This is a genomic window from Pseudonocardia hierapolitana (genome assembly GCF_007994075.1).
Lineage (GTDB): Bacteria > Actinomycetota > Actinomycetes > Mycobacteriales > Pseudonocardiaceae > Pseudonocardia > Pseudonocardia hierapolitana.
Window position 1 is genome coordinate 6,970,157 of the sequence record NZ_VIWU01000001.1, and the last position, 20,211, is coordinate 6,990,367.

The following is a 20,211-nucleotide window of genomic DNA, read 5'->3' on the forward strand; positions in this document are numbered from 1 at the left end:
AGGCACTCGTTCAGGGCTTCCGCGCCCGGCTCGGTGCCACGCGCGGTGGTTCCCCCGGCATCTTGGGGTAGACGGGCGGCCAGGGCGCGTCCATCAGCCCGCCGGCCGTGTCGCGCCGGTGCAGCTCCAGCAGCGGTTCCAGGGACTGGCGCTCGGACGACATCTCGGCCCACGGGTCACCGTGCCCGGCGATCCGGGCGGGGACGGTGGCGATGGTGAGCTCGGTCGGTGTGATCGACTCCAGCTCCCGCCAGTCGAACGGGGTGGACACCTGGCCGTGCGGGTTGGCGCGGACGGACCAGGCGCCGAACACGGTCTTGTGCGGGGCGTTCTGGTTGAAGTCGACGAACACGCGGGTGCCGCGTTCCTCCTTCCACCAGGCCGCGGTGATCAGGTCGGGCCGGCGGCGCTCGAGCTCGCGGGCCACGGCGACCGCCGCCGCGCGCACCGCGTAGCCATCCCAGCGGGGCTGGAGGCGGACGTAGACGTGGATCCCCCGGCTCCCCGTGGTCTTGGGGTGGCCGGCGACGCCGAGCTCGTCGAGCAGGGCCTTCGTCTCCGCGGCCGCCTCCCGGATCATCGTGAACGTGACGCCGGGGCCCGGGTCGAGGTCGATCCGCAGCTCGTCGGTGTGCGCCGGGTCGGCGGCGGTCACGGGCCACACGTGGAAGCCGAGGCAGCCCATGTTCACCGCCCACAGGACGTGTGCGAGGTCGACGGCGACCAGCGCGTTGGACGTGGTGCCGTTCGGCGTCGAGACGACCGTGGTGGTCACCCACGGGTCGGCGGCCGTGGGCGCGACGCGCTTCTGGAAGAACGACGGCCCGCTCGCGCCCTTCGGGAAGCGCTGCAGGAGCACCGGCCGGCCGCCCATCGCCGCCATGAGCGGCTCCGCGACGGCCAGGTAGTAGCGCGCGAGGTCGAGCTTCGTCTCGCCGCGGGCGGGGAACAGCACCTTCCCCGGGCTGGTGATCCGCACCTTGCGCCCGGCGATGTCGAGTACCTCGGTGTCGTCCGCGGTCACGCGGCGACCGTACCGCCGGTCAGGGCATCGGCGCCCTGATCGTGCCCGTGACCTCGCCGAACCCGATCCGGCCGCCGCTCGTACCGGGCGCGGTGGCGGAGATCCTGACCTCGTCGCCGTCCTGGAGGAACGTGCGCTCCTCGCCCTTCACGGTGACCGGCTCGCGCCCGCCCCAGGTGAGCTCGATGAACGCGCCGCGCTGGTGCTTCTCCGGCCCGGAGATCGTGCCGGAGGCGAACAGGTCACCGACGCGCGCGGACGCCCCGTTGACGGTCATGTGGGCGAGCATCTGCGCAGCCGACCAGTACATCTCCCGGTACGGCGGGCGGGAGACCTCCTCGCCGTTCCACTCCACGAGGAGGTCGATGTCGAGACCCCAGTCCTCGCGCCCGCGCAGGTACGGAAGGGGCTGCGGGTCCTGCCCGGGCAACGGTACGCGTGCGGCCTCCAGCGCGGCCAGCGGCACCACCCACGGGGAGATCGACGTGGCGAAGCTCTTGCCCAGGTGCGGGCCGAGCGGCACGTACTCCCACGCCTGCAGGTCGCGGGCGGACCAGTCGTTGAGCAGCACCGCGCCGAAGACGTGCTCGGCGAACTCGTCCACGCCGATGCGGTCGCCGAGCTGCGACCCGACGCCCACGACGAAGCCCAGCTCGGCCTCGATGTCCAGGCGCCTGCTCGGACCGAACGTGGGTGCGGCCTCGTCGGGGGCCTTGCGCTGCCCGCACGGCCGCACGACGTCCGTGCCGGAGACGACGACCGTGCCGGCGCGGCCGTGGTAGCCCACGGGCAGGTGCTTCCAGTTGGGCATCAGCGGCTCGGAGTCGGGGCGGAACAGGCGCCCCAGGTTCGAGGCGTGGTGCTCGGAGGCGTAGAAGTCCACGTAGTCCGCGACCTCGAACGGCAGGTGCATCCGCACATCGCCGACCGGGTGCAGGGCGGCGTCCGGGACGTCACCGGCCAGGAGATCCGTGAGCTGCTCCCGTACCCGCGTCCACCGGGACCGGCCCTGCGCCATGAACGCGCCCAGCGAGGGTGTCGCGAACACCGGGTCGTCGAGCAGCACGGACAGGTCCACGACGCTGTCGCCGTAGCGCACCCCCACCCGCGGGGTGCCGCCCGCGGGGGAGAAGACGCCGTAGGGCAGGTTGTCCAACCCGAAGAGGGAGGCGTCGGTCATCGGGCCGGCCCCCGCCCCGCCCAGCTCCAGGCGTAGGCGGGATCCTCGGCTGCGATGCCGCCCTCGCCCAGCTCGAGGGGCCGGAACGTGTCGACCATGACGGCCAGCTCGTCGAAGAACTCCGCGCCCAGCGACCGCTCCACCGCGCCGGGCTGCGGGCCGTGGCTGTGCCCGCCCGGATGCAGGCTGATCGAGCCCTGCCCGATGCCCGATCCCTTGCGGGCCTCGTAGTCGCCGCCGCAGTAGAACATCACCTCGTCGGAGTCGACGTTGGAGTGGTAGTAGGGCACCGGCACCGCCAGGGGGTGGTAGTCCACCTTGCGCGGCACGAAGTTGCAGATCACGAAGTTGTTCGCCTCGAACACCTGGTGCACGGGCGGCGGCTGGTGCACCCGGCCGGTGATCGGTTCGAAGTCGCTCACGTTGAAGGTGTACGGGTAGAGGCAGCCGTCCCAGCCCACCACGTCGAAGGGGTGGGTCGGGTAGACGTGGCGGGTACCGGTGACGCCGCGGGAGCCGCGGTGCTTCACCAGCACCTCGACGTCCGTTCCCTCGACGAGGAACGGCTCGCCGGGCCCGTGCAGGTCCCGCTCGCAGTAGGGCGCGTGCTCCAGCAGCTGCCCGTAGCGCGAGAGGTAGCGCTTCGGCGGCGCGATGTGGGAGTTCGCCTCGATGGCGTAGAGCCGCAGCGGGTCCGAGCCGGTGGGGACCCACCGGTGGGTCGTGGCCCGGGGGAGGAGCACGTAGTCGCCCTGTCGCGCCGTGAGCACGCCGAACACGGTCTCGACGGTCGCCGCTCCCGACTCCACGTACACGCACTCGTCGCCGATGGCGTTGCGGTACAGCGGGGAGGGCTGGCCGGCCGCGACGTAGGAGATCCGCACGTCGGCGTTGCCCAGCACCAGCCTCCGTCCGGTGACCGCGTCGGCGGCCTTCCAGTCCTCCCCGACCAGGTCGTGCAGCTTGAGGTGGCGGGGCAGCAGCGGGCGGTTCTCGGTCAGCGCCTGGTCGGGCAGCTCCCACGGTGAGGCGTCGACGAGCGCCGAGGGCACGCCGCGGTGGTAGAGGAGGGCGGAGTCTGAGGAGAAGCCCTCCTCGCCCATCAGCTCCTCGTAGTAGAGGCCCCCGTCGGGGGTGCGGTGCTGGGTGTGCCGCTTGGGCGGGATGTCACCGACTCGCCGGTAGTAGGCCATGGTGGTTCTCCTCCCGATCGGGTGGCGCGGGCGAGCGCCGTGCGGATCTCCTGGTGCGTGGGGTTGTCGAGGACGGCGGCGACGTGGGCGTCGGGGCGGATGATCCAGACCTCTGCGGGCCGGACGCCGAGGGTGTCGGCGAGGGTGCCGTCGGGATCGATCTCGTCGAGGCCGAGGACCCGTACCGGCCCGGGCGTGGCCACGGCGGCGGTGCGCGCCGCGTCGGCATCCGCTCCCGGCACGACCAGCAGCAGGAACCCGTCCCTGGCGAGCTCCCGGAACCGCCGCGCGGGTCGTGGGTGGATACGAGTGCCATGGCCCGTGGCGCCACTCACGACCTGGTGTACCGGGACATCGGGGACGAGGATGCCCGGGCCCGGCGGTGGCGTGGCCCCTCGGGGAGGGCGGCCGGCGAACGGCCGGGTGGCGGACGGGGTGGTGAGCGGCGAGCCGACGTACCAGAACGGCTCGGCGAGGCGCCCCGAGTCGACGAGCGCGCGGGCCGCGGGGTCGTCGGCGGCGCGGGAGAGGACGTCGCGCCGGTGGGCGGCCGCGGCCTCGTCCTGCGGGACGAGGAAGTCCATCGTCGCCGTGGTGACGGCGATGTTCTCCAGCGCCGCGGCGTGCCGCTCGTCGTGGTAGGTGTCCAGCAGGGCATCGGGCGCCCACCCGTGCCCGACATACGCGATCTTCCACGCGGCGTTCTCCGCGTCGGCGACGCCGGAGTTGAGCCCGCGGGCCCCGAACGGCGAGACCAGGTGCGCCGCGTCGCCCGCGATGAGGATGCGCCCGCAGCGCATGCGGTCGACCAGACGGGAGTGGAAGCGGTAGACCGACTTCCACACGATCTCGTAGTCCCGGTCCCCGATGATCGCGCGGATCCGGGCGTCCAGGGCGCCTGATGCGGTCTCCGCGTCGAGGTCGTAGCCGGCGGGCACCTGCCAGTCGATCCGGAAGGTGGAGTCGGGGCAGGGGTGGATGAGCACCTGACGGCCGGGGTTCCAGGCCGGGTCGAAGTAGAACCGCCGCTCGGTGGCCCATCCGGGCAGATCCGTGCGGATGTCGCAGATCAGGAACCGGTCGTCGAAGGAGTGGCCCCCGAAGTCCACCCCGAGCAGGCGGCGCAGCTCGTCGCAGCGGGACCCGGCGCACACGACGAGGTGGTCGCCGCGCAGCCGCGTGCCGTCCGCGCACCGCACGGTGACGCCGGCGCCGTCCTGGTCGATGTGGACGACCTGGTGGCCCCAGCGCACGTCGACGAGCGGCTCGGCGGCGATGCGCTCGTCGAGGATCTGCTCGGTGCGGCTCTGGGAGATGTTGACGAACGGCGGGAACGCGGGCCGGCCCGGCTCGGCGAACGTGTAGCTGAACAGCTCCGCGTCGCGGTGGAACGTGCGTGCGGTCGTCCAGGTGACGCCCTCGTCGGCGATGCGGCGGCCCGCGCCGACGGCCTCCCAGATGTCGAGGACGTCGCGCTGCTGGCAGATCGCCTTCGACCCGACCGCGTCCCGCGCGGGGCGCTGGTCGAGGACGATCGCCGGGACGCCCCAGCGGGCGAGCAGCAGGGCGGTGGTCTGCCCGACCGGGCCTGCCCCGAGGACGAGGACCGGGTTCACGGCCGGATTCATGACTGGAGCTGGGCCCAGACCTCCTGGTCGCGTTCCGCGGTCCAGATGATCGGGCGCTCGATTCCGGACAGCTCGTCCCACAGCCGCGAGACGTCGAAGGGCAGGCAGTGTTCGAAGATCGGCCAGTGCCCGTAGTCGTCGACGAGCGCGGCGTGGGTGGCCTCGAAGGCCTCCTTGAGGGTGCCGCCGCGCTCCTGCACGGCGCCGACTTCGCGGATCATCACCTGCAGGAAGCCGCGGGTCTGCTCGATGGCGGCGTCGACCTCGGCGCGGCCGCGGCTCACCGCGCCGCGCCCGCCGACGAGCTGCTCGGCGCCGAGCGCCTTGACCCGGTCGAGGGTGCCGCCCGCCCAGTCGCGGTGGAACGCGTCGCCGGTGTAGAGCGCGGCCTGCGCCTCGACGAGGTCGCCGGCGAAGAGGATCTTCTGGCGCGGGAGCCATGCGGTGATGTCGCCCTCGGTGTGGCCGCGCCCGTGGTACTGCAGCACGAGGTCGCCGCGGTCGCCGCCGAGGTCGATCGTGAGCCGGTCGGCGAAGGTGAGGGTCGGCCAGGTGAGCCCGGGCACCGAGTCCGCGCCCTCGGCCAGGCGCGGCATGCGGGCGAACTCGCTCTCCCAGTCCTCCTTGCCCCGCTCGGCCACGAGCGCGCGGGTGATCTCGTGGGCCACGATGACGTCGGCGTCGAACGCCGACGCGCCGAGGACGCGGACGGCGTGGTAGTGCGAGAGCACGAGGTAGCGGACCGGCTTGTCGGTGTGCTCGCGCAGGCGGTCGAGCCACTTGCGCGCGGCCACCGGGGTGGCGAGCGCCTCGAAGCAGACGAGGAAGTCCTCACCCTCGACGGCCCCGATGTTGGGGTCGCCCTCGGCGGTGAGGGCGTACACGCCGTCGGCCAGGACCTCGAGAGTCTGCGCCTTTACGGCGGTGTCGGCGGAGGAGGCGAACGGCTTCGTCTTGTTCGGAGCCTTGTTCGGAGCCTTGTTCGGACCGGCCACGGTGACGTCCTCCCGGCAAATAAAAGGTTTAACTACCGGGGACCGTAGAGCCTCGCGGCCATGAACGCCACCCCGGACTCAGAAGCGGTGGCTGACCCAGTCCTGGGTGCGGGCGGCCCGTGCGAGCTTGGCCAGCACGGTGTTGAACACCTCCAGCTCCTCGGGCGTGAGGAGCGCGGCCCACTCCGCCTCCCGCTGGTTGTGGACCCGCAGCGCCGCCTCCAGCCGGCTCGTGCCCTCCTCGCTGAGCGAGAGCACCACGCCGCGGCGGTCCCGCTCGTCGGGGCCGCGCTCGAGCAGGCCTGCGGCGGTGAGCGTCCGGGACAGGCTCGACACCGCCGCACGGCTCATCCCCGACAGCTCGGCCGCGCGGCTGGCCTCCTGCGGGCCGGAGACCCACAGGGTGAACAGCAACCGGAAGGCCGACCAGCTCCACCCGGCCGGCCGGTGCACGGTGGACTCCAGGTCGTAGACGACGGTGCTCGTGACCCGGTACAGCAGCAGCACCATCTCCATGGCGGACCGGTCCGTCCCCGGCAGGCGCTCCACCGTGCGGTCGGGAGCGATGTCGGCGAAGGACAGGAACGCGTCAGGGTGCTGGCCCACTGATCGATGGTAGGGGGGTGGGCTCAGTGCGGGGCCGCGACGCCGCCGAAGTGCTTCTCGATCAGTGCGGTGGCCTTCTCCCGCTGGCGGATGCTGATCTCGGTGGCGTGTTCCTCCCACCCGAATACGCAGGAGGAGAGCACGCCGTCGAAGCCGATGCTGGCCAGTGCGGCGAAGGCCTCGTCGAAGTCGACCTCGCCGCGACCGATCTCGGCGTGCTGGTGCACGCGGGCGGTCGAGGCGGGCGGGTTGACGATGTAGCGCAGCCCGTTCGAGGCGGTGTGGTCGAGGGTGTCGGCCAGGTGCACGTAGGTGAGCTTCTCGGCGGCGGCGGTGATGATGCCGGTGGCGTCGTTGCCCTGGTGGAAGGTGTGCGGGGTGCAGTAGAGGAAGGAGATCCAGTCCCGGTTCAGCCCGCGGACGAGGCCGACCGCGGCGTGGCCGTCCTCGATGAAGTCGTCGGGATGCGGTTCGAGCACCAGCTTGATGCCTTCGCGCTCGAAGACCGGGGTCAGTTCGTCGAGGGAGCGCAGGAACTGGCTCTCGGCGTGTTCGGCGGCTTCGGGCCGGCCGTTGAACTCGGAGTTCATGACGTCGACGCCGAGGTCGACCGTGATCTGGATCGCCCGCTTCCAGGCGCGCACGGCGGCTCGGCGTTCGTCCTCGCCGGGGCCGGACCAGCGCAGCACCGGCAGCACCGATGCGATGCCGATGCCGGCGTCGGCGGCGCGCTTGCGCAGCTTGGCGACGCCGGCATCGTCGACGCGGGGGTGGCCGAAGAACGGGATGAAGTCGGCCTTGGGGGAGAGCTCCATGTGGGAGTAGCCCGTGCGGGCGACGACGTCGGGCAGCTCCCACACCGAGTGCGTCGAGTGGAACATCTGCGGGTCGAGGGCGAGCTTCACCGCTGTCCTCCCGTGGTTCGGCCGCGAGGACCCGGACGCTAGTCAGGCGGAAGTCCGTATGTCAAGACAAAGTCTCGACGTCGCCCGACTAGGCGGCCCGGCGGGAGGTGCGCGCCCTGCGCAGCTCCCGGCGCTCGGTCTCGGTGGTGCCCCCGAAGATCCCGTGGTCGAGGCCGTTGTCGAGCGCGTAGTCGAGGCACGCGGTGCGCACGGGGCAGCGCGCGCAGACGGCCTTCGCGCGGTCCACCTGGTGGGCGCCGGGCCCCATCTCCGTCAGCGGGAAGAACAGTTCCGGGTCGTGGTCCCGGCAGGCGGCACCCTGCCGCCAGTCGTCGAAGTCAGGCATGGGTGTGCCGCCTCCAATCGTGGGTGTGGGCGCGCGAGATGCCCGCGCGAGCACGGTGGGTGGGCGCGCCGCCTCGTGGCGACGCAGGTGGGGGATCGACCGCGGGCGCGAATGCGCCGCGCGACGACGATGCCCGGTTCAACGCGCGGTCTCAACCGAGTTGTTCCCGTCGCGGATGTGACCGTGCCTGCTCTTCCGGGCGCTCGACATCCCGCCGCTGCCCGAGCAGCGCGCGAGCCGATTCCCGGGGACCTGCGCGGCCGGCCGGCCGCGCGGCAGGGATCAGGACCGCGGGTTGAACGGGTCGGCCACCAGGGGTGCGGGCTTGGGGCGTGCCGACGCGGCGGCGCGCTCCTTCTGGGGCACCGGCTGCCGGAAGGGCAGCGTGTCGACGGCCCGCGGGCCGGCTGCTGCCGGAGGTGCGGAGGGAGGTGCGGCGGGCGTCTCGGTCGTGATCACCTGGCGCGCGGCCACCTGTTCCTTCGGCGCGGGCGTCCGCTTCGCCTCCGGGATCCGAGTCGCCTGACGAACTCCGCCCGGAACGGCGCGGGCGGCGGACACGAACGGGGCGAGCGCCTGCTGCAGGGCGCTGAGGTGCGACTCCGACAGGTCGATCTCGTAGCTGCGGCCGTCCAGGGCGAACGACACCGTCGTCACGGCCTGGGAGCCGTCGATGTCATCAACGAGCCGAGTCATGACGTACCGCGCCAAGAACGTTCCCAATCCCTTGAGTGGCAGACCCGCCCGACAGTACGACATGTCGCCGTTCCCGCTCGGGTGGGTGGGCCTGGCCGGCCGTCGTTCTGGTGAACGGTCGCTACGATTCCGCTGTGAAGAACAAGCCGGCGTACGGCATCGGCTCCGTCGACCATGCGCTGCACTTGGCGACGCTGCTGCTGCACGAGGGCCCGCTGCGGGTCACCGACGCCGCCGCGCGCCTGGGCGTCGCCCGCTCCACGGCGCACCGGCTGCTCGCGATGCTCGTCTACCGCGACTTCGCCGAGCAGGACGAGGACCGGCGCTACGTGGCCGGTCCGGTGCTGCGCGGGGCTCCGGCGCCGGAGCCGGTCGCCGACCTGCGCAGGATCGCGCTGCCACACCTCGAGGCCCTGGCGGCCCGGACCGACGAGTCGGTGAACCTGATGACCGTGGTCGGCGATCGGGCCCGGTTCGTCGCCAGCGTGGAGTCGGCGCAGATCCTGCGCGTCGGCGACCGGGAGGGGCGGATGCTGCCGGCCCACCTCGCGTCGGGCGGGCGGGCGGTGCTCGCGTCCCGGCCGGAGAGCGACGTGATCGAGCTTTACTCGGGGCCGGACTCGCCGGTGGCGGACGTCGCCGTGCTGCTGCGGGACCTGCGGCGGGTGCGCAAGCAGGGGTTCGCCGTCAACGACCAGGCCACGGAGACGGGCGTGACCGCGATCGGGCAGGCGGTCCGGTGCCCGGAGGGGATGGTGCCCGCGGCCGTCTCGATCGCGATGCCGACGGTGCGGTACCGCCGCGACCGGCTCGCCGCGTGGACGCGGGACCTCGCAACGGCCGTCGCGCGCATCGAGCGGGACGTCGCGGACGGTTCTGTGCTGCAGAACAACGGCGCCCTCTGAGCGGGACGGTTCTAGCGTTGCCGCATGACCACGACGCTCTCGCCGGTGACGCTGAAGGCGGTCGACGGGCCGGGGCAGCCGGAACGGACCCCGGCGCTCGAGGATCTCTACCGCGGGTTCGAGCAGGAGCTGCTCGTGCCGCTGTGGACCGAGATCGGCGACCTGATGCCGACGAGCCCGCGCCCGGCCGCGCGGGCGCACCTGTGGCGGTGGCAGAACCTGCTGCGGCTGGCGGAGCGGTCCGGGGACCTGGTGCCGGTCGGCCGCGGCGGCGAGCGCCGGGCCATCGCGCTCGCCAACCCCGGGCTCGGCGGCGCCCCGTACGCCACGCCCACGTTGTGGGCCGCGATCCAGTACCTGAACCCGCGCGAGGACGCCCCCGTCCACCGGCACACGCAGCACGCGTTCCGGTTCGTCGTGGAGGGCGAGGGCGTGTGGACCGTCGTCGACGGTGATCCGGTCGCCATGCGCCGCGGCGACTTCCTGCTCACGCCGGGCTGGCGTTTCCACGGCCACCACAACCAGGCCGACCAGCCGATGGCGTGGCTCGACGGGCTCGACATCCCGTTCGTCCACCAGGTCGGTTCCGCGTTCTTCGAGCTGGGCCCCGACGAGGTCTCCGACCGCTCGACGCCGGCGCGCTCCCGCGCCGAGCGGCTCTGGGCCCACCCCGGCCTGCGGCCGGTATCGCAGCCCGGTCCCACCCCGAGCTCGCCGATCGCCGCGTACCGGTGGGAGCACACCCACTCCGCGCTCACCGAGCAGCTCGCGCTCGAGGACGAGGGACACCCGGGCGTGGTGGAGCCGGGGCACGCGGCCGTCCGGTTCTCCAACCCGACCTCCGGCGGTGACGTCATGCCGACCATCCGCGCGGAGATGCACCGCCTGCGGCCGGGCGCCACGACCGCGACGCGCCGCGAGGTCGGCTCGGCGGTGTGGCAGGTGTTCGACGGCGCCGGCACCGTGCGGGTCGGTGAGCGTGAGTGGCAGGTCGGCCGCGGTGACCTGGTCGCCGTGCCGTCCTGGGTGCCGCTCACCATCACCGCCGACGCTCGTGCTGATTCTGCGCTCGACCTCTTCCGCTTCTCCGACACCCCGATCTTCGAGCGCCTGCACGCCGACCGCGTGCAGGTGGACGACGCCCCCGCGTGAGGCACCGCTCTGCCACGCACGTCGACGCCGTCGTCGTCGGGGGCGGGATCGGCGGGCTGGGCAGCGCCCTCGCGCTCGCGCGCGCGGGGTACGCGGTCCGCGTCCTGGAGCAGGCGCGGGAGTTCGGTGAGGTGGGCGCCGGCCTGCAGATGGCCCCGAACGCCACGCGCCTCCTGCGCTCGTGGGACCTCCTCGACGAGGTGATCGACCTCGGCGTGACGCCGCGCCGCCTGGTGATGCGGGACGCCCTCGACGGCTCCGAGCTCACGCACCTCGACCTCGCCGAGACCGCCCGCCGCTACGGCGCGCCCTACGTGCTGATCCACCGCAGCGACCTGCACGCCGCCCTGCTGCGCGGGTGCCGGGAGGCCGGCGTCGATCTCGTCACCGACGTCGCCGTCCACGACGTGGAGGTCTCGGCGGACTGCGCCGTCGCCGTCGGGGCGTCAGCGGTGGGGGACCGGCGCCGCGACACCGGTGACGTCGTCCTCGCCGCCGACGGCCTCGGCTCCCGGCTGCGCGCCCGGCTCAGCGACGACGAGCCGGTCAGCTCGGCGTACGTCGCGTACCGGGGTGCGCTCCCGCTCGCCGAGCTGCCCGACACCTCGGGGCTCGCCCTCGACGACGTCGTCGTCCACGTCGGACCGGGCTGCCACTTCGTGCAGTACCCGCTGCGCCGCGGCGAGATGTTCAACCAGGTGGCCGTGTTCCGGTCGCCGAAGGCCCTCGCCGGTGAGGAGGACTGGGGCACTCCCGACGAGCTCGACGCCGCATTCGCCGCCACCTGCGACCGGATCAAGGCCGCCCTGCCGAACCTGTGGCGCAACCGCTGGTGGCGCATGTACGACCGCGAGCCCATCACGAACTGGGTGGACGGGCGGCTCGCCCTCACCGGCGACGCCGCGCACCCGATGCTGCAGTACCTCGCCCAGGGGGCGTGCCAGGCGCTGGAGGACGCCGCCCAGCTCGCCGAGCAGGCCACGAAGGCGCGCTCCGCCGACGGCACCGATTGGGACCGGGCGCTGGCCGCCTACGCCGAGATCCGCACGGTCCGCACCGCTCGCGTGCAGCGCACCGCGCGGCAGTGGGGCGACCTCTGGCACTGCGACGGCCTGTTCCGCGCCACCCGCAACGCCCTGCTGCGCGACCGCGACCCCGGCGACTTCCGCTACATCGACTGGCTCTACGCCGGCTGATCGCTCCCGGAACTGTCGCCGTCCCTACGAAGCCGGCGCGTGCGCGCGCACAGACCGCCGGCTCATCGACGGCCACTCTCGATCCCGCAACGACGACATCCATCGAGAGGGGCTCGGGAGATGCGCAAGATTTTGATCGTCGCGACGCTCGCGACGGCAGCACTGCTGGCCGGCGGGGGCACCGCTTCCGCCGCCGGCTTCACCGGCACGAGCGGCAACGACGCGATCCAGGGCAGCCAGCAGGCCGACGTCATCAAGGGCCTCGGCGGCGCCGACATCCTGAGCGGCGGCGCAGGCGACGACCGGGTCGAGGGTGGAGCCGGCAACGACGACGTCGGCGGCAACCAGGGCAACGACACCCTGATCGGCGGTTCGGGGAGGGACGTGTTCACCGCCGGTATCGGGAACGACACCATCGATGCCCGGGACGGCGTGCGCGACATCATCGACTGCTCGGGTGGCGTCGACACCGTCACGGCCGACATCGGACTCGACAACATCGACTCCGACTGCGAGAACGTCAGCTGAGCTGCCGGCGCGCATGCCGACGTGCCCCCGTCCCGCACCTCCGGGACGGGGGCACGTCAACGATGTGGCGAGCGCGGGACGCGCTGCGCGGGGCCCTACGCCGATCCGCGCTCGACGATGGCCCTGGCGCGCGCCACCTCGAGCTTCCCGGTCGGGGTTCGCGGTAGCCGCTCGACCAGCACGATCCGGCGCGGCACCTTGTAGCCGGCGAGCGTGCGCCGCACCCAGTCCTGCAGTTCGCCCTCGGTCGGCGCCGCGGGCGTCGCGGCCACCGCGGCCACGATCTCGCCCCACGTCGGGTCGGGCACGCCGACCACCGCGCAATCGGTGACGTCGGGGTGGGTGAGGAGCGCGTCCTCGACCTCCTGGGGGTGCACCTTCTCGCCGCCGGTGTTGATCACGCCGGAGCGTCGGCCGAGGAAGCGGATCGCGCCGTCGGCGTCGAGCTCGGCGTGGTCGCCGGGGATCGAGTAGCGCACGCCGTCGATCGTGCGGAAGGTCGTGGCGGTCTTCGCGCTGTCCTTGTAGTAGCCCAGCGGCATCGGCCCGCTGTAGGCCAGGACGCCGACCTCGCCGCTGCCGGGCTCGAGGATGCGGTCTCCCGGGCCGATGACCTTGGCGGCGGGCACCGGGAAGAACCGGGACGGCAGGTCGTCCACCGAGCGCGTGATCGCGAACGCGAACGGGCCGCCCTCGCTGGAGGCGATGGCGTCGGTGATCGTCACCTGTCCGCGCTCGTGGAAGGCCCGCTTGAGCCGGTCGCTGAACGCCGTGCCCGAGCTGATCATGTCGCGCAGCGAGGAGAGGTCGTGCGGCCTGCCGGCCTCCTCCGCGGCGCGGAGCTCGTCGACGAGCGGCTGGCAGACGGCGTTGCCGGCCACGATCATCGTGCTGACCCGCTGCGCGACGACGGTCTCCCACACGTGGCGCGGGTCGAGCCTGCCCGGGCGCGTCGTTACCGCGCGGCCGCCGACGAGCAGGGCGCCCATCGTGTTGAACATCCCCGTGCCGTGCATCAGGGGCACGACCGGCATCATCGTCGGCGCCCGGCCCTCCGTGCGGGCGGCCACCGCCACCTCCACCGCCTCGTCGAGGGTGGCGGGGAGCGTGGTGCGGCCCACCGGGGCGAAGACCGCGACCGTGAGGCTGTGCAGCAGGTCGGCCTGCCGCCAGATCACGCCCTTCGGCTTGCCCGTCGTACCGCCGGTGTACATGAACAGCTGGTCGGAACCCGGCCGCGGCGTGTGCGGGCGCGGGGGCGTCGCGGCGATGAGCTCGTCGAGCTCCCTCGCCTCCGGGCCTTCGCCGGGGCCGACGCGGACCAGCAGGCGCAGGCTCGGGACGTGCTCCGCGGCGTGCGCGACGTTCCCGGCGAGCGATCCGCTGAACACCACCGCCGCGGCGTCGGCGTCGGTCAGCAGCTCGGTGAGCTCGTGGCCGGTGTAGCGGTAGTTGGCGTTGACCGGGATAGCGCCGATCTTGAAGGCGGCGAACACGGTCTCGAGGTACGCGGCGCCGTTGTAGAGGTGGCAGGCGACCGTGTCGCCCGGCCCGACGCCAGCTGCCTCCAACGCGGCGGCGAGGCGGGAGGCGCGGTCGTCGAACTCGGCGTACGAGTGGTCGCGGCCGGGCTCGGAGATCGCGACCGCGTCCGGCAGGTGGGCGGCCACCGCCTCCCACACCGTGCCGAACGAGACGTCCACCGTCACGCCCCGAGGCCGAGCAGGCGGACGGCGTTCTCCTTGAGGATCAGCGGCCGGACCTCGTCCTTGAGGTCGAGCTTCGCGAAGTCGGTGAGCCACCGGTCCGGCGTGAGCGCCGGGAAGTCCGAGCCGAAGAGCACCTTCCTCTTCAGCAGCGAGTTCGCCTGTGCCACCAGCTGCGGCGGGAAGTACTTGGGGGACCAGCCGGAGAGGTCGATGTAGACCTGCGGCTTGTGACCGGCCACGGCGAGGGCCTCGTCCTGCCACGGCACCGACGGGTGGGCGATGACGATCGGCATGTCCGGGAAGTCGACGGCGACGTCGTCGAGGTGGATCGGGTTGGAGTACTTCAGCCGGATGCCGCCACCGCCGCGCTGGCCCGCGCCCACACCGGTCTGGCCGCTGTGGAAGAGCGCGGGCAGCCCGGCCTCGGCGATGACCTCGTACAGCGGGTACACCGCGCGGTCGTTCGGGTAGAACTCCTGGTCGCTCGGGTGGAACTTGAAGCCCTGAACGCGGTGGTCCTCGATCAGCCTGCGGGCGATCCGCACCGCCGCGGCGCCGCGCCCGGGATCGACGCTCGCGAAGGGGATCAGCGTGTCCGCGTGCTCCGCGGCCTGCTCGGCGATCTCCTCGTTCGACACGCGCGGCTCCCGGCCCGTTCGGGTCACGGAGTCGACCGTGAACACGACTGCCGCCATCGAGCGCTCCCGGTAGTACGCGGCGAGCTCGGGGACGGTCAGCTCGGGGATCTCGCCGAACGTTCCGGCGAGTGCCGCGGCGTCGGTCCCGGAGCGCTCCTCCTCGCTCACCGATGCCAGGACGTGCGTGTGCACGTCGATCGCGGTCAACCGGTCGACGTCCATGCGAACTCCCCGATGAGCCGTGAGTGGATACGAGGGCGGTGGCACCCGTATCCACTCACGACCTCTGCCGGGCCGACAGGGTGCAATGACCGATCGGACTCGGCCCGCCGACCGAGTGCGGCCGAGACACATGACGTGGATCGGGGGCCGGGAGGCCGCGGCGGGATGACGGCGCGCCCGTGGCGTGGGCATGCTGGCGGCCGGACGAGGGCGGGTCGGGAGGAGGTCGGATGCCCCGAGGTTCTGCAACCGCAGCTCCACCGATCGACACGGCACCGCTCGTGGACTGGTCGCAGCTGTCCGCGTACGCCCCCGACGGGCTCGCGGTCGTCGACGCGCGCGGGCTCTTCGCACAGCTGAACCCGGCGGCCGTCGCGCTGCTCGTGATCGGCGTGGGCGAGCGGGACGCGGACGACCTCATCGGCATGCCCGCGCCCTTCGAGCTCGTCCGTCCCGCGCAGGCGGGTGCCGCGGGCCTCCTCGAGGACGAGCCCGCCGAGCAGGTGTCCGTCTGGGCGCCGGTCGCCGGTCTGCGCCGGGAGTTCGCCTACCGCGCCCGCCCGCTGCCCGGCCCGGACGGCGCCACCGTCGTGGCGTTCCGGGACGTCACCGCGGAGCGGCACCGGCAGCGGCGGGTGGCGGCGATCGCGCGGACCTCGGCGACGCTCACGTCGGCCCGGTCGGTCACGGCGATGCTCGACGCCCTGGCGCGCGAGGTGGTGCAGACCGACGCGCTGGCCGCCGTCCAGATCTTCACCTTCGACGGCGCGGGCCGGAACCTGCAGATCATGGGGTCGGCCGGCTTCCGGCGGTGGCCGGACTTCTTCGACCGCCTCATGCGCTGCCGGGCGGGCGGCGCGGCGCTGCGCATGCTCGACGCGCTCGACGGGCGGGAACCGGTCGTGGTGCCCCACCGCTGGGGAATGATCAAGGACGACCCGGCGTGGGAGCCGCTGCGGGAGTACCTCGGCGAGCTCGAATGGGATTCGTTCGCGAGCGTCCCGCTGATGCTCCGCGGCCGGGCCGAGGGCGTGATGAACGCGTTCTTCGCGCCCGGCCAGGTCGTCGGCCGCTCGACCATCGAGTTCCTGGTGGCGATGGCCGAGCAGGCCGCCGTGGCCGTCGACTACGCCGCGCTGCTGCACACCGAGCGCGCGCTCGCCCGCCGCGAGGAACGCCAGCGGCTGGCCAGGGACCTGCACGACTCGATCGTCCAGCAGGTGTTCTCGGTCGGGATGCAGGCGAAGTCGCTGAGCGTGCTGGGCGGACGCGGCGGCCCGGTGCCCGCGGCGAGCGTGCAGCGGATCGCCGACGAGATCGAGGACCTGTCGAAGACCGTGCTCACCGACCTGCGGGCGATGGTGCACGAGCTGCGCCCCTCGACATCGGCGCAGCTCGGCCTGGGGGAGGCGGCCCGGGCGCTCGTCGAGAGCACCGGCAACCGCACCGGCCTGCGGTTCGACCTGCACGTGGGCGACGGGCTCGCCGACGTGGGTTCCGAGATCGCCGAGGACGCCTACCGCATCGTCGCCGAGGCCATCCACAACGTCGTCAAGCACGCCGAGGCCTGCGCCGTCACCGTCCGCGTCGGGGTGCGCGACCACGTGCTGACCGTGAGCGTCGCCGACGACGGGCGGGGCCTGCGCGTCGCGCGCGCCGCCGGCACCGGCCGGGCCGACGGGTACGGGCTGACGAGCATGCGCGAACGTGCCGAGCGATGGGGAGGCACGCTGCGGGTCCGGCAGCGCTCCGGCGCCGGGAGATCGAGCACCGGGACGTCCGTGCGGGCCGTCATCCCGCTGCCGGTGTCAGTGCCTCACGAGCGAGTCGCCAACTGAGGAGGAACTCCATGCTCGACGGCAGGGTTGCCGTGGTCACCGGGGCCGGGCGCGGCCTCGGCCGCTCCTACGCGATCGCGCTCGCCGCCGCGGGAGCGTCCGTCGTGGTCAACGACCTCGACGCGGACGTGGCCGAGGAGACGGTGAGGTCGATCGTCGACGCGGGCGGCAGCGCGGTGGCGGTGGTCGGCGCCGTGGGCGGCTCCGAGATCGCCGACGCGCTCGTCGCGCGGGCCGTCGACGAGTTCGGCCGCCTCGACGTGATGATCACCAACGCGGGCGCGCTGCGGGACAGGACGCTGCGCAACACCAGCGACGAGGACTTCGACCTGGTGGTGACCAGCCACCTGCGCGGGACCTTCACGTGCGGCCGTGCCGCGGTGCTGCGGTTCCGCGAGCAGGGCGAGGGCGGCCGGCTGATCCTGGTCGGGTCCCCGGCGGGCCAGCGGGCGAGCTTCGGCCAGACCGCGTACTCCGCGTCGAAGGGCGCGATCGTCGCCATGATGCGCACCTGGGCCGTGGAGCACGCCAAGATCGGCGTGACGGTGAACGCGATCGTCCCGACCGCCCTGACCCGCATGGTGGCCACCATCCCCGGCCTCGGCGAGCTCGTCGAGAAGGCCGACCGCGGCGAGCCGGTGCCGGAGCACATCCGCCGGAAGGGCCTCGGCACGCCCGACGACGTCGCCCCGCTCGTCGTCTACCTGGCGTCGGCCGACTCGGCCGCCGTCACGGGCCAGGCCATCGCCGTGGGCGGCGACCGCATCGCCCTGTGGACCCACCCCGGTCAGGTCGCCGAGCAGCTGCGGGCCGGCGGCTGGACGCCGGAGGCTGTCCGCGACCTGTTCGCCACCGAGCTGAAGAGCGAGCTGCAGGACCACCTGCCGGCCCCGCTCGACATGGGAGGAGAGTGACATGGCCGCCGTCGTGGTCAACGGCATCGAGGGCGTCCAGGCTCTCCCGCTCGGCGAGGAGCTGGGCCGCAGCGAGCTGTACGAGATCACTCAGCAGGCAGTGAACCAGTTCGCCGACGCCACCGCGGACCACCAGTGGATCCACGTGGACCCCGAGCGGGCGAAGGACGGCCCGTTCGGAGGCACCATCGCCCACGGGTACCTCACCCTGTCGCTGATCCCCCGGCTGATGCCCGAGATCGTCGAGTTCACCGGCTTCCGCATGGTGGTCAACTACGGCTGCGAGCGGGTCCGCTTCCCCGCGCCGGTGCCGGTGGGCAGCAAGGTCCGCGCCTCCGCCGTGCTCGACGCGGTCACCGAGGTGAAGGGCGGCGTGCAGCTCACCATCACCGTGACGATCACGGTCGAGGGGGCGGCCAAACCGGCCTGTGTGGCGACGATCCTCGTACGGCACCTGGTCTGATCGCACGCAACGACCGTTCGGGCGAGGGGATCCGCCAGGGCGGAACGTGTCGTGACCGGGAGGTCGCTGTCCGGAGCTAACGATTTCGCCGCCACTCGACCCTGGGTGGTGTGACCTGCATCTCAGCAGGGGTACCGAGGGGCGTGACCACCACGCACCACCGCCCGACGAGTGCGCCCACCGTCCACCCGCTCGAGCCGCTGACGGCCGAGGAGATCACTCGCGCTGTCGATCTGCTCCGCGAGTCCGGCCGTCTCGGCGACGCGTGCCGCTTCGTCTCGATCGTCGTGCGCGAGCCGGAGAAGTCCGCGGTGCTCGCGTTCGACGCCGACGGGACCGTGACGCCGCGGGAAGCCGCTTGCATCGTGCTCGACAAGGCGGATGGAAGGACCTACGAGGCCGTCGTCTCGCTGGCCAACGGCGCCGTCACCCGGTGGGAGCACGTGCCCGGCGTGCAGCCGCAGGTGCTTCTGGAGGAGTTCTTCGCCTGCGAGGAGATCGTCAAGAACGATCCCGGCGTCCAGGAGGCGCTGCGCAAGCGCGGCGTCACCGAGTTCGACGGCGTCATGGTGGACCCGTGGTCGGCCGGGCACTACGGCGACGAGGACGAGGGCCGCCTGCTGCGCGGTCTGATCTGGATCAAGATGGGCGGGCCGGACGACAACGGCTACGCCCACCCCGTCGAGAACGTCGTGGTCTACGTGGACATGAACGCGGGGCGGGTCGTGAAGATCGAGGACCACGGGGTCGTCCCGGTCCCGCGGCAGCCCGGCAACTACACGCCCGACGTCGTCGCACCGCGCACCGACGTGAAGCCGATCGGGGTCACCCAGCCCGAGGGCACTTCGTTCGCGATCGACGGGCACGAGGTGCGCTGGCAGAAGTGGCGGTTCCGCGTCGGCTTCACCCCGCGCGAGGGCCTCGTCCTGCACACCGTGCGCTACACCGACGGCGACCGCGAGCGGTCGATCCTCCACCGCGCGTCGCTGTCGGAGATGGTGGTGCCCTACGGCGACCCGGCGCCCACGCACCGCCGCAAGAACGCCTTCGACGCGGGCGAGTACAACATCGGGACGCTGGCCAACCCGCTCGAGCTCGGGTGCGACTGCCTCGGCGAGATCCACTACTTCGACGCCGTCCTCGCCGACGCCGAGGGCAACCCGCTGACGATCCCGAACGCCGTGTGCCTGCACGAGGAGGACTACGGCCTACTGTGGAAGCACACCGACTTCCGGACCGACAAGACCGAGGTCCGCCGCTCGCGGCGGCTGGTCGTCTCGTTCGTCGCGACCGTCGGCAACTACGAGTACGGCTTCTTCTGGTACCTCTACCAGGACGGCACGGTCCAGTTCGAGGTGAAGCTCACGGGGATCATGTCGACCGGCGCGGTTCCGCCGGGCACCACGCCCACGCACGGTCAGCTCCTCAACGCCGACGGGCTCTACGCGCCGATCCACCAGCACGTGTTCAACATGCGGCTGGACTTCGACGTCGACGGCGTCGCCAACTCCGTCCACGAGGTCGACACGGTGACCGACCCGGCCGGCGCGGAGAACCCGCTGGGCAACGCCTACCGCACCGTCGACAGGCTGCTCGAGACCGAGCGAGCCGCCCAGCGGAACGTGAGTCTCGACGCCGCCCGGTACTGGAAGGTGGTCAACCCGCACGAGCGCAACGCCGTCGGCGAGTCGCCGGGCTACGCGCTCAAGCCGCACGGCACCGTCGTGCCGTTCGTGCGGCCCGAGGCGAGCGTGCTGAAGCGGGCCGGCTTCATGGCCCACCACCTCTGGGTCACCCCGTACGAGCGGGGCGAGCGGCACGCCGCGGGCGACTACCCGAACCAGCACCAGGGCGGCGACGGGCTGCCCCGCTGGACCGCCGCGGACCGCGACGTGGCCGATACCGACGTGGTGGTCTGGTACACGTTCGGCGAGCACCACGCCGCCCGGCTGGAGGACTGGCCGGTGATGCCGGTGCAGTACGTCGGGTTCTCGCTGCAGCCGGTCGGGTTCTTCGACCGCAACCCCGCATTGGACGTGCCGCGCCCGATGGACGGGCACCACGGCTGACGGG

Annotated in this window: 19 protein-coding genes; 8 read left to right on the plus strand and 11 right to left on the minus strand. The window is 72.7% G+C overall.

From position 1 onward, the window contains the following. Positions 1-10: 10 nt before the first annotated feature. The 9 genes from ligD to FHX44_RS32970 form a co-directional block, all read right to left on the minus strand. Positions 11-1,024 (minus strand): non-homologous end-joining DNA ligase, encoded by a 1,014-nt coding sequence (gene ligD, locus FHX44_RS32930; RefSeq protein ID WP_147259347.1) that lies wholly within the window; start codon positions 1,022-1,024, stop codon positions 11-13. 19 nt (positions 1,025-1,043) lie between these two features. Next, on the minus strand, positions 1,044-2,204 hold the full coding sequence (gene fahA, locus FHX44_RS32935; protein WP_147259348.1) for a fumarylacetoacetase: 1,161 nt from the start codon (positions 2,202-2,204) through the stop codon (positions 1,044-1,046). Then, on the minus strand, positions 2,201-3,397 hold the full coding sequence (locus FHX44_RS32940; RefSeq protein WP_147259349.1) for a homogentisate 1,2-dioxygenase: 1,197 nt from the start codon (positions 3,395-3,397) through the stop codon (positions 2,201-2,203). Before FHX44_RS32940 ends, fahA begins: the two co-directional genes overlap by 4 nt. Continuing rightward, positions 3,307-5,025, minus strand: coding sequence for an FAD-dependent monooxygenase (locus FHX44_RS32945; RefSeq protein WP_147259350.1), 1,719 nt, complete (start codon positions 5,023-5,025; stop codon positions 3,307-3,309). The genes FHX44_RS32940 and FHX44_RS32945 overlap by 91 nt, the downstream gene beginning before the upstream one ends. Then, positions 5,022-6,020 (minus strand): MBL fold metallo-hydrolase, encoded by a 999-nt coding sequence (locus tag FHX44_RS32950; protein ID WP_147259351.1) that lies wholly within the window; start codon positions 6,018-6,020, stop codon positions 5,022-5,024. The genes FHX44_RS32945 and FHX44_RS32950 overlap by 4 nt, the downstream gene beginning before the upstream one ends. A 78-nt stretch (positions 6,021-6,098) precedes the next feature. Then, a complete protein-coding gene (locus FHX44_RS32955; RefSeq protein ID WP_212612757.1) occupies positions 6,099-6,626 on the minus strand; it encodes a MarR family winged helix-turn-helix transcriptional regulator in 528 nt (175 codons plus the stop codon). Between the two features lie 23 nt (positions 6,627-6,649). Continuing rightward, positions 6,650-7,531 (minus strand): sugar phosphate isomerase/epimerase family protein, encoded by an 882-nt coding sequence (locus tag FHX44_RS32960; protein ID WP_147259352.1) that lies wholly within the window; start codon positions 7,529-7,531, stop codon positions 6,650-6,652. 88 nt (positions 7,532-7,619) lie between these two features. Continuing rightward, a complete protein-coding gene (locus FHX44_RS32965; protein WP_147259353.1) occupies positions 7,620-7,877 on the minus strand; it encodes a WhiB family transcriptional regulator in 258 nt (85 codons plus the stop codon). A 282-nt stretch (positions 7,878-8,159) separates the two neighbouring features. Then, the gene (locus FHX44_RS32970; protein WP_212612758.1) at positions 8,160-8,573 is read right to left on the minus strand and encodes an Lsr2 dimerization domain-containing protein; all 414 of its coding nucleotides are present in this window, start codon (positions 8,571-8,573) and stop codon (positions 8,160-8,162) included. Between the two features lie 134 nt (positions 8,574-8,707). On the opposite strand from FHX44_RS32970, the gene FHX44_RS32975 reads away from it, so the two are divergent. The 4 genes from FHX44_RS32975 (at position 8,708) to FHX44_RS32990 (ending at position 12,354) form a co-directional block, all read left to right on the plus strand. Continuing rightward, positions 8,708-9,478 (plus strand): IclR family transcriptional regulator, encoded by a 771-nt coding sequence (locus FHX44_RS32975; protein ID WP_147259355.1) that lies wholly within the window; start codon positions 8,708-8,710, stop codon positions 9,476-9,478. Between the two features lie 24 nt (positions 9,479-9,502). Further along, positions 9,503-10,630 (plus strand): cupin domain-containing protein, encoded by a 1,128-nt coding sequence (locus FHX44_RS32980; protein ID WP_147259356.1) that lies wholly within the window; start codon positions 9,503-9,505, stop codon positions 10,628-10,630. Continuing rightward, positions 10,627-11,826, plus strand: coding sequence for an FAD-dependent monooxygenase (locus FHX44_RS32985; RefSeq protein WP_147259357.1), 1,200 nt, complete (start codon positions 10,627-10,629; stop codon positions 11,824-11,826). Before FHX44_RS32980 ends, FHX44_RS32985 begins: the two co-directional genes overlap by 4 nt. Positions 11,827-11,946: 120 nt before the next feature. Continuing rightward, positions 11,947-12,354, plus strand: coding sequence for a calcium-binding protein (locus FHX44_RS32990; protein WP_147259358.1), 408 nt, complete (start codon positions 11,947-11,949; stop codon positions 12,352-12,354). A 95-nt stretch (positions 12,355-12,449) separates the two neighbouring features. Here FHX44_RS32990 and FHX44_RS32995 read toward each other — a convergent pair whose 3' ends face one another. Together FHX44_RS32995 and FHX44_RS33000 are read right to left on the minus strand one after the other, a co-directional pair. Beyond that, positions 12,450-14,063: an AMP-binding protein gene (locus tag FHX44_RS32995; protein ID WP_246170720.1), complete on the minus strand. Its 1,614-nt coding sequence runs from the start codon at positions 14,061-14,063 to the stop codon at positions 12,450-12,452. After that, positions 14,060-14,923, minus strand: a complete 864-nt coding sequence (locus tag FHX44_RS33000) for an amidohydrolase family protein (protein WP_147259359.1) — start codon at positions 14,921-14,923, stop codon at positions 14,060-14,062. Before FHX44_RS33000 ends, FHX44_RS32995 begins: the two co-directional genes overlap by 4 nt. Before the next feature lie 230 nt (positions 14,924-15,153). On the opposite strand from FHX44_RS33000, the gene FHX44_RS33005 reads away from it, so the two are divergent. The 4 genes from FHX44_RS33005 to FHX44_RS33020 all read left to right on the plus strand — a co-directional run bounded on the left by FHX44_RS33005 (position 15,154) and on the right by FHX44_RS33020 (position 20,207). Then, the gene (locus FHX44_RS33005; RefSeq protein WP_147259360.1) at positions 15,154-16,761 is read left to right on the plus strand and encodes a GAF domain-containing sensor histidine kinase; all 1,608 of its coding nucleotides are present in this window, start codon (positions 15,154-15,156) and stop codon (positions 16,759-16,761) included. An 11-nt stretch (positions 16,762-16,772) separates the two neighbouring features. Further along, entirely contained in the window at positions 16,773-17,675 is a 903-nt protein-coding gene (locus tag FHX44_RS33010; protein WP_147259361.1) for an SDR family NAD(P)-dependent oxidoreductase, read from the plus strand. Between the two features lies 1 nt (position 17,676). Next, positions 17,677-18,138 carry a MaoC family dehydratase gene (locus FHX44_RS33015; protein ID WP_147259362.1) on the plus strand — a complete coding sequence of 154 codons (462 nt, stop codon included), beginning with the start codon at positions 17,677-17,679 and terminating at the stop codon, positions 18,136-18,138. Between the two features lie 143 nt (positions 18,139-18,281). Beyond that, a complete protein-coding gene (locus tag FHX44_RS33020) occupies positions 18,282-20,207 on the plus strand; it encodes a primary-amine oxidase (protein WP_147259363.1) in 1,926 nt (641 codons plus the stop codon). The last annotated feature ends 4 nt before the right edge of the window (positions 20,208-20,211 follow it).

Coding starts and splice junctions, on each gene's coding strand:
- FHX44_RS33015 (WP_147259362.1), top strand. CDS start 17,677: ATGGCCGCCGTCGTGGTCAACGGCATCGAGGGCGTCCAGGCTCTCCCG.
- FHX44_RS33010 (WP_147259361.1), top strand. CDS start 16,773: ATGCTCGACGGCAGGGTTGCCGTGGTCACCGGGGCCGGGCGCGGCCTC.
- FHX44_RS32945 (WP_147259350.1), bottom strand. CDS start 5,025: ATGAATCCGGCCGTGAACCCGGTCCTCGTCCTCGGGGCAGGCCCGGTC.
- FHX44_RS32990 (WP_147259358.1), top strand. CDS start 11,947: ATGCGCAAGATTTTGATCGTCGCGACGCTCGCGACGGCAGCACTGCTG.
- FHX44_RS32940 (WP_147259349.1), bottom strand. CDS start 3,397: ATGGCCTACTACCGGCGAGTCGGTGACATCCCGCCCAAGCGGCACACC.
- FHX44_RS33000 (WP_147259359.1), bottom strand. CDS start 14,923: ATGGACGTCGACCGGTTGACCGCGATCGACGTGCACACGCACGTCCTG.
- FHX44_RS32965 (WP_147259353.1), bottom strand. CDS start 7,877: ATGCCTGACTTCGACGACTGGCGGCAGGGTGCCGCCTGCCGGGACCAC.
- FHX44_RS32980 (WP_147259356.1), top strand. CDS start 9,503: ATGACCACGACGCTCTCGCCGGTGACGCTGAAGGCGGTCGACGGGCCG.
- FHX44_RS32970 (WP_212612758.1), bottom strand. CDS start 8,573: ATGACTCGGCTCGTTGATGACATCGACGGCTCCCAGGCCGTGACGACG.
- FHX44_RS33005 (WP_147259360.1), top strand. CDS start 15,154: ATGCCCCGAGGTTCTGCAACCGCAGCTCCACCGATCGACACGGCACCG.
- fahA (WP_147259348.1), bottom strand. CDS start 2,204: ATGACCGACGCCTCCCTCTTCGGGTTGGACAACCTGCCCTACGGCGTC.